The following is a 10169-nucleotide window of genomic DNA, read 5'->3' as shown; positions in this document are numbered from 1 at the left end:
GCGGCTACCGCGGCCCGCCGCCAGGCGGGCCAGCCGCATTACGACGCCGCCAGTACGCCCGTCCAGTAGACCGTCCCCGCGCACGCGTTGGACACCGTCACCGAGGTCGCGCCCGAGCCGGTCGCCGGGGTGTACGTCACCGCCACGCTGCCGTCGGGTGTGCCGTCCTCCCTGGCCAGCTGCGGGGCCGTGCCCGTGTCGCCGGCGGTGGAGGTGCCGCCCGTGGTGCCGCTGTCCGGCGTCGGTGTGGGTTCGGGTGTGGGGTCGCCGGGGTCGCCCGGGTCGCCGCCGGGGGTGGGGCAGGTCTCCGTGGGCACCCAGGCGAACTTCACGTCGTAGGCGACGCCCGGCGCGAGCACCAGCTGGGCGGCCTCCAGGGACGGGTCGGGCAGCCCGGCCGCCGCGTCCCCGGCCGTGTGCCGGACCGAACCGATCTTGGTGGCGTCGGCCGAGCCCTGCGCCAGGGCGCTCACGTCGCCGGGTCCGGTGACCGTGCAGCTCGCCGCGGAGACGTTGGTGACACGGAAGGAGCCGTAGACCGCGCCGGTGGAGTCGGGGGCGGCGCTGCTGCCGCTGGCGGGGCCGAGCTGGGCGGCGGTGCACGCCTGGATGCCGGCGGCGGTGGTGGAGGACGGGCCGGCACCCTGGGACGCGCCGGTGGAGGCGCCGCCGGTGCTCTTGCCTTCCTTGCCCTTCTCCTTCTTGTCGCCCTTGCCCTTGCCCTCGGTCTTGCCGGGCGAGCTGCCCGCGGTGCTCTCACCGCCGTCCGGGCCCTTGCCCTGGCTCGCGCCGCCCTGCGTCTCGGAGGCGAGGCCGGCGACCGACGGGTTGGCGTCGGAGCCGGTGGAGTTGGAGACGTGCACGAGAGCGGGGATGGCCGTGCCGATGAACAGCGCGGCGGCGGCCATGCCGACGACGGCTTGCCGCTTGCGGGCCCGGCGCTGGGGCACCGCCTTCCGCAGATAGTCCAGGGTGCCGTCGCGCGGCTCCACCTCCTGCACCACGTCGTGCAGCATCCTGCGCAGGTCCAGCTCGTCCGAGTCGAACCCCTCGGGGCTCTGGTCGTCCAGGCCGTGGTTCACAGTTCCGTTCCCAGCGTGCGATTGCTTCGGATCTTGCCCGTGCAGCCTTGTCGGCTCGTGCCACTCGAAGGGTTCGTGCCGGTCGCGCCCGTCGCGGGGCACGCCGTTGCCGTCGCTCATGCCGGCGCCTCCATGGCCAGCCGCAGCGCCGCGATGCCGCGCGAGCCGTAGGCCTTGACCGAGCCCAGGGATATGCCGAGGGTCTCGGCGACCTGGGCCTCGGTCATGTCCGCGAAGTAGCGCAGCACCAGCACCTCGCGCTGGCGGCGCTGGAGGCCCTTCATCGCCTTGATGAGGGAGTCGCGCTCCAGCTGGTCGTAGGCGCCTTCCTCGGCACTGGCCATGTCGGGCATGGGCTTCGACAGCAGCTTGAGGCCGAGGATGCGGCGGCGCAGCGCCGAACGCGACAGGTTGACGACCGTCTGACGCAGGTACGCCAGGGTCTTCTCGGGGTCGCGGACGCGCTTGCGGGCCGAGTGGACACGGATGAAGGCCTCCTGGACGACGTCCTCGCAGGAGGCCGTGTCGTCGAGGAGGAGGGCGGCGAGACCGAGCAGCGAGCGGTAGTGCGCCCGGTAGGTCTCGGTGAGGTGGTCGACGGTGGTCCCGGCCGCGACACCGTCCTCGGCGCCGTCACGCTGGTTCGGGATGCGGGCCGGCCGCGCTGCGGGCACGGGCGCGATCACCGGCATGCCACCGGGAGTACCGGCCATGCGGGGTCGTAGAGCCGCCGGACGGGGCGGTCTGAGGACCGTGCCGCGTGCCGCGCTGAAGTCGAGTACCTCTGCCACGTCTGTTGGACACGCTCACCCCCGTGAGGGTTGTACGTGCCGGGCATCACTTTCACGCCGACCTTGGCCGTCGACGGTCTACCCGCGTCAGGCAGCACAAACGGTGGTGCATTAAATGCCCTCATGCGTCCCGCTCTTCCCCTATGTCCATTTGTGAACGGACGTCCCCACGCCCGGTTCCAGGCGTCCCCACGCCTGCATGCACGTCCCGCGGCCCGTAAGGGCGATCGCAAAGACGCTCCCCGCCCTCCGCGTGGTTGCGGAGGGCGGGGAGGTAAATCCTCGGATGCCGAGGGGGTCCGGGACAAGTGGTCCGGACCATCGACCGGCTCACATGTCGTACACAGATCCTACAAACCCCCTATGACACACGGCGGGGGATTTCGGCGTGGCGAAACTTCCCGAAACCCGGGCGACAGCCACGGGCCCGGCCCGTCACGAGCGCTCGGCGGCCACCAGTTCGGCGATCTGTGCGGTGTTGAGCGCGGAGCCCTTGCGCAGGTTGTCTCCGCAGACGAACAGTTCGAGCGCCGTCGGGTCGTCCAGTGCCCGCCGTACCCGCCCGACCCACGTCGGGTCGGTGCCGACCACGTCGGCGGGGGTGGGGAACTCGCCCGCGGCCGGGTTGTCGAAGAGCACGACCCCGGGCGCCGTGGCGAGGATCTCGCGGGCCTTGTCGACGGTGACCTCGCCCTCGAAGCGGGCGTGCACGGTCAGCGAGTGCGTGGTGATCACCGGCACGCGCACGCAGGTGACGGCCACGGGGAGGCCGGGCAGCCCGAGGATCTTGCGGGACTCGTCCCGGACCTTCAGCTCCTCGGACGACCAGCCGTCCTCGCGCGGCGACCCGGCCCACGGCACGACGTTCAGCGCGACCGGCTCCGGGAACGGTCCGGTGCCGTCCCCCACGGCCCGCCGTACGTCACCGGGGCTCGTCCCCAGCTCCGTGCCGGCGACCAGGGACAACTGCTGCCGCAGCGTCGCCACGCCCGCGCGGCCGGCGCCGCTGACCGCCTGGTACGAGGAGACCACCAGCTCGCGCAGCCCGAACTCGGCGTGCAGCGCGCCCAGGGCCACGATCATGGAGAGCGTCGTGCAGCTCGGGTTGGCGATGATCCCGCGCGGGCGCATCCGCACGGCGTGCGGGTTGACCTCGGGCACCACGAGAGGCACCTCCGGGTCCATCCGGAACGTGCCGGAGTTGTCGACCACCACCGCGCCCTTGGCGGCGGCCAGGGGCGCCCACCGCTCGGCGACCTCGTCGGGGACGTCGAACATGGCGACGTCGACCCCGTCGAAGGCCTCCTCGGTGAGCGCCACGACCTCGGTCTCCTCGCCGCGCACGGCCAGCTTGCGGCCGGCCGAGCGCGGGGAGGCGATCAGTCGGATCTCGCCCCAGATGTCCGCCCGCTGGGACAGGATCCGGAGCATGACCGTGCCGACGGCACCGGTCGCTCCCACGACGGCGAGCGTCGGCCGCCCGGACCGGCCGGACCCGTCGGCCCGTCGGAGGCCTGTCATCAGCGGCCGGTGCCTCCGTAGACGACGGCCTCGTCGCTGTCGGAGTCGAGCCCGAACGCGGTGTGCACGGCACGGACGGCCTCGGGCACGTCGTCGGCGCGCGTGACGACCGAGATGCGGATCTCGGAGGTCGAGATCAGCTCGATGTTCACACCGGCGTCGGACAGCGCCTTGAAGAAGTCGGCCGTGACACCCGGGTTGGTCTTCATCCCGGCGCCGACGAGGGAGATCTTGCCGATCTGGTCGTCGTAGCGCAGGGAGTCGAAGCCGATGGTGCCCTTGTTCTTCTCCAGGGCGTCGATGGCCTTGCGGCCCTCGGACTTGGGGAGCGTGAAGGAGATGTCCGTCAGACCCGTGGAGGCGGCGGACACGTTCTGCACGATCATGTCGATGTTGATCTCGGCGTCCGAGATCGTCCGGAAGATCGCGGCCGCCTCGCCCGGCTTGTCCGGCACGCCGACGACCGTGACCTTGGCCTCGGAGGTGTCGTGCGCGACACCGGAGATGATGGCCTGCTCCACCTGCTTGTCCCCTTGCTCGATCGGCTCACTGCTGACCCACGTCCCCTTGAGTCCGCTGAAGCTGGACCGGACGTGGATCGGGATGTCGTACCGGCGGGCGTACTCCACGCAGCGGTGGAGCAGCACCTTCGACCCGGATGCCGCCAGCTCGAGCATGTCCTCGAGGGAGATCCAGTCGATCTTCCGGGCCTTCTTCACCACGCGCGGGTCGGCGGTGAACACGCCGTCGACGTCGGTGTAGATCTCGCACACATCGGCGCCGAGGGCGGCCGCGAGGGCCACCGCGGTGGTGTCGGAGCCGCCGCGGCCGAGCGTGGTGATGTCCTTGGTGTCCTGGCTGACGCCCTGGAAACCCGCCACGATCGCGATGTTGCCCTCGTCCACCGAGGTCTTGATCCGGCCCGGCGTGACGTCGATGATCCGGGCTTTGTTGTGGACCGAGTCGGTGATGACACCTGCCTGGCTGCCGGTGAACGACTGGGCCTCGTGGCCCAGCTTTTTGATCGCCATGGCCAGCAGTGCCATGGAGATCCGCTCTCCGGCGGTCAGCAGCATGTCGAGCTCGCGCCCGGCAGGCATCGGGGAAACCTGCTCGGCGAGATCGATCAGCTCGTCCGTCGTGTCGCCCATCGCGGAAACGACGGCAACCACCTGGTTGCCGTTCTGCTTCGCTTCCACGATTCGCTTGGCGACGCGCTTGATGCCCTCGGCATCGGCTACGGAGGAGCCTCCGTACTTCTGCACGACAAGGCCCACGTGCGCTCCTCGCTCAATCCGTCTCTATCCGCTCATACGCATTCGTACTGCGGTCGGCTCAGTCTAACGAGCGTCCGAAAAACCCCTCCGCGATATCGCATGGTGAGACTTCCGGGGGTACTCGTTCAGGTCTGCTCATGCCCATCTGGGCACAGGCCACGCGAGAAAGTGCCCGGCGTCACAATCGCACGCGCCCGCCCGCGATGACTCAACTTTCAAGCACTAGGGTTCGCCTGTGCGCGTACTTCTGGTGGAAGACGATGAACCGGTCGCCGAGTCCCTCAGACGCGGCCTGATGCGCTACGGCTTCGAGGTCGAGTGGGTCACCACAGGCCGGGCGGCGCTGGACCACCCGGGCCCCTACGACGTCGTCCTGCTGGACCTCGGCCTGCCCGACACCGACGGCCTGGACGTCTGCAAGGCGCTGCGCGCACGCGGCGACGTCCCGATCATCGTGATCAGCGCCCGCAGCGACGAGACGGACCGGGTGGTGGGCCTGGAGATCGGCGCGGACGACTACGTCTCCAAGCCGTTCGGCGTCCGCGAGGTCATCGCCCGCATCCGGGCGGTCATGCGCCGCGCCCGGCCCCGCACCCCCGCCGAAGCACCCGGGAGCGGCCCCGACCGCTACGGCCCCCGCCTGACCGTCGACCGCAAGGCGGCCCGGGTGCGCCTCGACGGCGAGGAGGTGGCCCTCGCCCCCAAGGAGTACGACCTGCTGGCCTTCCTCACCGAGGAGCCCGGGGCGCTGATGTCGCGCGAGCAGATCATGGAAGCGGTCTGGGACGCGAACTGGTTCGGGCCGACGAAGACACTGGACGTGCACGTGGCGGCGCTGCGGCGGAAGCTCGCGGGGGCGATCACGATCGAGGCGGTGCGCGGGGTCGGCTTCCGGCTGGAGATCGTCGAGGACGGCGGCGGCGACCCGGGCACCGGAACGGACAGCGCCGCCTCATGATCCGCCAGCTCGTCCGCAGCTACATCTTCCTCGTCGCGATCGCCATCGCGCTGTTCACGGTGCCGGTGGCCTTCTCCCTCACCTCCCAGCTGCGGGGCGACACCGAGGGGTCCGTGCTGCGCGAGGCCAAGACCATGGCGCTGCTGCTGGCCCACGGCGACTCCACCTCCTGCGAGGCGCTCCGGAAGATGGCCACCGCGTACGCCGCCGAGACGCCCGGCGACGTCCAGGTGACCGGAGCCCCGGGCTGCGCACCGGGCCTGCCCCGCCCGAAGCGGGACGCGGCCCTGACCGCCGCCCTCGACGGCAACGAGGCCACGACCGACTGGGGCTCCTCCTTCATCTGGGGGCCCGAGCTGGTGATCACGGTCCCCGCCAGGACGGCCGGGGAAGACCACGCCGCCGGTGCCGTGCGCATCGTTTACTCGACGGACGAGATGACCGACCGCCTGTGGACGATCTGGGGCTTCCGGGCGGCCCTCGCGGTGCTGGTCCTCGGGGTGGCCGCCCTGCTCGGCGTGGAGGTGGCACGCCGCCTCACCCGCCCGCTGCGCCAGCTCAACGACATGGCGAGCAGGTTCAGCGACGGCGACCTGACCGCTCGCTCCCCCGTGACGGGCCCGCCGGAGACCCAGACGCTGGCGCGCACCCTCAACCAGGGCGCGGAACGCATGGACACGCTGATCGCGGCCCAGCGCATCTTCGTGGCGGACGCCTCGCACCAGCTGCGCACCCCGCTCACGGCCCTGCGGCTGTCCCTGGACAACATCGCGGACGGGGTGGACGACGAGTTCGTCCGGGAGGACGTGGAGCAGGCCACCGCCGAGGTCGTCCGGATGAATCGCCTGGTCAACGGCCTGCTGGTGCTGGCCAGGGCCGAGGCGAAGGTGACGGCGGCCGAGCCGCTCCCGCTGCTGGACATCGTGCGGGAGCGGCTCGCCGTGTGGAGGCCGGCCGCCGACGAGCGCGGAGTCACCGTCGCGCTCAGGGGGAGTGACGACGGCCGGCCGTCTGTGCTGTCCAGCCCCGGCCATCTGGACCAGATGCTGGACAACGTGCTCTCCAACGCCCTGGAGGTCTCACCCGACGGCGGGACGATCACCGTGCGGGTGGACCACCGGGGCGATGGGGTGGGGGTGTCGGTCCTGGACGAGGGGCCCGGCATGTCGGACGCCGAGAAGTCCCGCGCCTTCGACCGCTTCTGGCGCGGCCAGGGACTGACCGGGAAGGGCGGCTCCGGTCTCGGTCTCGCCGTCGTCAAGCAGCTGGCGACGGACGACGGCGGGACCGTGGCCCTGACGGACGCGCCCGGGGGCGGTCTGTGCGTGACCATCACCCTCCGGGCGGTCAGCCCTCGGGCATCTTCGAGGAGTGGTGGTTGACGATCAGCCAGGTGCCGTTCGGCTGCTTCTCGTAGGCGTACGTGTAGCGGGCCTTGACGATGCTCTTCGCGCCCGTCTCGTGGTCGGTGAGCGCGAACTCGTACACGCCGGTGTCGATGGCGGTGTCCCGGTCGAGGACGTTGACGACCGACTCGACCTTCGTGCCGGCCGGCTTGTTGCGGAGGAAGTGCTCGAAGTAGTCGACGATCTCGGCTCTGTCCGTACGGACGTTGTCGGAGACGGTCGGCAGCAGGACCGCGTCCTTGGCGTAGAGGTCGGCGACCTTCTGCGGGTCGCCGGTCCGCAGCGCCGCGTTCCACTGGTCGAAGAGTCCGAGCACCTGCGCCTGGGTGGGCTTCTTGGCGGACGTCTTCTCGGAGGCGCCGCGCGAGTCGGCCCCGGCGACTCCGGCACCGGCGGCGAAGGTGCCGGCGGCGAGGACGGTCACGGCGGTGGCGACGGCGACGCGCTTGCGTACGGACGGGGCCGCGGGGCGACGGGTCATCTTCATCTCCAGTGAGATCGAGGGGAGTTGACTGCCTCCGCTTTCTCTGCGGTGGAAGTGACTCCAGACTCGCCTGTCACCGGTTAGGGGCCGTGCAGCTGTCGTACAGGGGACGTCCAGGATGCGGCCAACTCACCCAGGGTGAGGCGTCCTTGCCCCCGGAGGCCTCCGCCGAGGGGCTCATGTGTCTCCGGGCGAGGGGTTGGCCGGCGGGGCGGACGCGGAGGGTCCCGGGCCGTCGCCGGTCGAGACCGTACCGATGTTTCCGCCGGCGGCGACGGACCTCGTACCGCTCGCGTTCACCGCCGTACCACCGGATGTGCCGGACGGACCGGCCGAGCCCTGGAACCCGGCGTACACCGCGAGCGCCAGGCCGATCAGCGCGGCGACACCGCCGGCCACACTGGCCCAGGGATCCGCCGCCTCCACGTCCAGGACGGCGCCGACGACGAGCCCCAGGGCCCCGGCGGCGCAGAGCCCGATACCCGTCCACATCCACGCCTTCGACTGACCGGTCATACGGCCATCATCGCGCCCTGGGCCGGGCTGTGGGGGAAAAGCCGCTCACGCGGGGGCGGTTACTTGGCCGGGCGCAGCCCCAGCGGGCCCGCGATCTCCTCCGCCATCACCCGGCCCGCCTCGATCTCCAGGGTGTCGTCGCCCATGTCCTGGTCCGTGTCGAGACCGTCGAGTTCGGCCAGGGGCTGGTCGAGGCGGACGTGGGCGAGGACCGACTGGAGGGCGCGCAGGGTCGCGGAGGCGGTGGAGCCCCAGTTGGAGAAGTAGGAGAACTGCCACCACCACAGGGCCTCCGTGGTGCGGCCCGCCCGGTAGTGGGCCATGCCGTGGCGCAGGTCGGTGATGACGTCGGTGAGGTCGTCGGAGATACGGGCCGGGACCGGCGCCTTGCGGGGCTCGTAGGGGTCGAAGACCTCCGAGTAGACGTCGACGGGGTCGAGGAGGCGGGCCAGGTTCTCGCGGAGTTCGTCGACGTCCGGCTCGGGGCCCGGGTCGGGCTCGTAGCGCTCGTCGGGCACGATGTCCTCGTGCGCGCCGAGACGGCCGCCGGCCAGGAGGAGCTGGGAGACCTCCAGGAGCAGGAACGGCACGGCCGATTCCGGCTCGTCGCCCTTCGCGATCTCCGTGACGGCGACCAGGAAGCTCTCGACCTGGTCCGCGATCTGGACGGCGAAGTCGTCCGGGTTCTGGTCGGTCGCGTGCAGCGTGGCGTCAGACATCTAGGAGTCGTCTCCCCTCGAAGGCGCGACCGAGGGTCACCTCGTCCGCGTATTCCAGGTCGCCACCCACCGGGAGGCCGCTGGCCAGGCGGGTGACCTTCAGGCCCATGGGCTTGATCATGCGGGCGAGGTACGTGGCGGTCGCCTCGCCTTCCAGATTGGGGTCCGTGGCGAGGATGAGCTCCGTGACCGTGCCGTCGGCCAGGCGGGCCAGGAGTTCCCTGATCCGCAGGTCGTCCGGCCCCACCCCGTCGATCGGGCTGATCGCTCCGCCCAGGACGTGGTACCGGCCCCGGAACTCACGTGTGCGCTCGATCGCCACGACGTCCTTCGGCTCCTCGACGACGCAGATGACGGCGGGATCGCGGCGGGTGTCACGGCAGATGTTGCACAGCTCCTCCTGCGCGACGTTGCCGCAGGTCGCGCAGAAGCGGACCTTCGCCTTGACCTCCATGAGGGCCTGGGCGAGCCGCCGTACGTCCGTGGGCTCCGCCTGCAGGATGTGGAAGGCGATCCGCTGGGCGCTCTTCGGACCGACGCCGGGCAGCCGCCCCAGCTCGTCGATCAGGTCCTGGACCACGCCTTCGTACAACGGACTGCCTTTCCTGGGTCATCGGGGTCGTGCGCGCCGTACGGCCTTCCCGTACGTACCGTAGTTGTCAGCCGCCTGTCCGAGGAAGGCGGCGGGCGTCTCAGAACGGCAGACCGGGGATGCCGCCGCCGCCCAGACCCTGCGCGAGCGGGCCCAGCTTCTGCTGCTGCAGCGCCTGCGCGTTCTCGTTGGCCGCCTGTACCGCCGCCACGACCAGGTCGGCGAGGGTATCGGTGTCTTCCGGATCCACCGCCTTCGGGTCGATCTTCAGGTTGCGCAGCTCGCCGGCGCCGGTGACGGTCGCGGTCACGAGTCCGCCGCCCGCCTGGCCGTCGACCTCCGTCTGCGCCAGTTCCTCCTGCGCCTGCGCCAGGTCCTGTTGCATCTTCTGGGCCTGCTGGAGCAGCTGCTGCATATTGGGCTGGCCACCACCGGGGATCACGATCAGCTCCTTGCTCGGTACGGGTTTTCCCGTTCGGCACGAGCCTACGTGGTCGGGCCTGCCGTCGCCCCAGCACTCTTTCGAGTGAGTTTGCCTCGCGCCCTATAACTGATCAAGGAATACTTCCGGGCGGAAAAGCGGCGAAAGCTACATCTTCGCCACCCGTTGGGGGGTAGGAAGGGTCCGGCGCGTGTGCGTCGTGTGTGTCACTTGTCACGCAGCGTGGTCAGTAGGGAGTGCCGGGTGGGTCAGCCGGAGATGCAGCCCGAGGGGCCGCCTCAGGACGGACGGGGCGAGGGGGCGGCCCGGCTGCGGCCGGGCGATCTGACCGGGCGGGCCTTCCCGCTCGGGGACTGGGGGGAGCCGGCGGTCCGGCTCGAC

11 protein-coding genes and 1 pseudogene are annotated in these 10169 nt (G+C 71.0%); 3 read left to right on the top strand and 9 right to left on the bottom strand.

Going from position 1 to position 10169, the window contains the following annotated elements:
* Window positions 1–38 precede the first annotated feature (38 nt).
* From CCL05_RS18755 to CCL05_RS18740, 4 genes are all read right to left on the bottom strand, one after another.
* Window positions 39–1202 (bottom strand): hypothetical protein, encoded by a 1164-nt coding sequence (locus CCL05_RS18755; protein WP_244204321.1) that lies wholly within the window; start codon window positions 1200–1202, stop codon window positions 39–41.
* The gene (locus CCL05_RS18750; RefSeq protein ID WP_010032008.1) at window positions 1199–1774 is read right to left on the bottom strand and encodes a SigE family RNA polymerase sigma factor; all 576 of its coding nucleotides are present in this window, start codon (window positions 1772–1774) and stop codon (window positions 1199–1201) included. The genes CCL05_RS18755 and CCL05_RS18750 overlap by 4 nt, the downstream gene beginning before the upstream one ends.
* 534 nt (window positions 1775–2308) lie before the next feature.
* Window positions 2309–3394 (bottom strand): aspartate-semialdehyde dehydrogenase, encoded by a 1086-nt coding sequence (locus CCL05_RS18745; RefSeq protein WP_086561647.1) that lies wholly within the window; start codon window positions 3392–3394, stop codon window positions 2309–2311.
* On the bottom strand, window positions 3394–4671 hold the full coding sequence (locus tag CCL05_RS18740; protein ID WP_086561646.1) for an aspartate kinase: 1278 nt from the start codon (window positions 4669–4671) through the stop codon (window positions 3394–3396). Before CCL05_RS18740 ends, CCL05_RS18745 begins: the two co-directional genes overlap by 1 nt.
* A 235-nt stretch (window positions 4672–4906) precedes the next feature.
* Here CCL05_RS18740 and CCL05_RS18735 point away from each other — a divergent pair, with 235 nt between their 5' ends.
* Window positions 4907–5629, top strand: a complete 723-nt coding sequence (locus CCL05_RS18735) for a response regulator transcription factor (RefSeq protein WP_086561645.1) — start codon at window positions 4907–4909, stop codon at window positions 5627–5629.
* Window positions 5626–7011 (top strand): sensor histidine kinase, encoded by a 1386-nt coding sequence (locus tag CCL05_RS18730; RefSeq protein WP_086561644.1) that lies wholly within the window; start codon window positions 5626–5628, stop codon window positions 7009–7011. Before CCL05_RS18735 ends, CCL05_RS18730 begins: the two co-directional genes overlap by 4 nt.
* On the opposite strand, the gene CCL05_RS18725 is transcribed toward CCL05_RS18730, so the two are convergent.
* From CCL05_RS18725 to CCL05_RS18705, 5 genes are all read right to left on the bottom strand, one after another.
* Window positions 6977–7516 (bottom strand): SgcJ/EcaC family oxidoreductase, encoded by a 540-nt coding sequence (locus tag CCL05_RS18725; protein ID WP_086561648.1) that lies wholly within the window; start codon window positions 7514–7516, stop codon window positions 6977–6979. The two genes, CCL05_RS18730 and CCL05_RS18725, sit on opposite strands and share 35 nt — an antisense overlap.
* A 180-nt stretch (window positions 7517–7696) precedes the next feature.
* Entirely contained in the window at window positions 7697–8035 is a 339-nt protein-coding gene (locus CCL05_RS18720) for a hypothetical protein (RefSeq protein WP_208641563.1), read from the bottom strand.
* 59 nt (window positions 8036–8094) lie between these two features.
* Complete coding sequence (locus CCL05_RS18715; protein ID WP_086561643.1) at window positions 8095–8754, bottom strand: DUF5063 domain-containing protein; 660 nt, start codon at window positions 8752–8754, stop codon at window positions 8095–8097.
* The gene (recR, locus tag CCL05_RS18710) at window positions 8747–9346 is read right to left on the bottom strand and encodes a recombination mediator RecR (RefSeq protein ID WP_003991835.1); all 600 of its coding nucleotides are present in this window, start codon (window positions 9344–9346) and stop codon (window positions 8747–8749) included. The genes CCL05_RS18715 and recR overlap by 8 nt, the downstream gene beginning before the upstream one ends.
* Window positions 9347–9446: 100 nt before the next feature.
* Window positions 9447–9788: a YbaB/EbfC family nucleoid-associated protein gene (locus CCL05_RS18705; protein ID WP_086561642.1), complete on the bottom strand. Its 342-nt coding sequence runs from the start codon at window positions 9786–9788 to the stop codon at window positions 9447–9449.
* A gap of 243 nt (window positions 9789–10031) precedes the next feature.
* On the opposite strand from CCL05_RS18705, the pseudogene CCL05_RS46260 reads away from it, so the two are divergent.
* Window positions 10032–10169: pseudogene (locus tag CCL05_RS46260) on the top strand (SLATT domain-containing protein); the annotation flags it as partial.

Origin of the sequence: Streptomyces africanus (assembly GCF_002150735.1) — a bacterium.
Lineage (GTDB): Bacteria > Actinomycetota > Actinomycetes > Streptomycetales > Streptomycetaceae > Streptomyces > Streptomyces africanus.
Note: the sequence above shows the minus strand (reverse complement) of the source record. Positions and strands in the feature narration are given on the sequence as shown.

Bases quoted from the DNA above. Each gene is read 5' to 3' on its own strand.
- CCL05_RS18755 (WP_244204321.1), bottom strand. From the start codon at position 1,202: ATGAGCGACGGCAACGGCGTGCCCCGCGACGGGCGCGACCGGCACGAA.
- CCL05_RS18750 (WP_010032008.1), bottom strand. From the start codon at position 1,774: ATGCCGGTGATCGCGCCCGTGCCCGCAGCGCGGCCGGCCCGCATCCCG.
- CCL05_RS18745 (WP_086561647.1), bottom strand. From the start codon at position 3,394: ATGACAGGCCTCCGACGGGCCGACGGGTCCGGCCGGTCCGGGCGGCCG.
- CCL05_RS18730 (WP_086561644.1), top strand. From the start codon at position 5,626: ATGATCCGCCAGCTCGTCCGCAGCTACATCTTCCTCGTCGCGATCGCC.
- CCL05_RS18725 (WP_086561648.1), bottom strand. From the start codon at position 7,516: ATGACCCGTCGCCCCGCGGCCCCGTCCGTACGCAAGCGCGTCGCCGTC.
- CCL05_RS18720 (WP_208641563.1), bottom strand. From the start codon at position 8,035: ATGACCGGTCAGTCGAAGGCGTGGATGTGGACGGGTATCGGGCTCTGC.
- CCL05_RS18715 (WP_086561643.1), bottom strand. From the start codon at position 8,754: ATGTCTGACGCCACGCTGCACGCGACCGACCAGAACCCGGACGACTTC.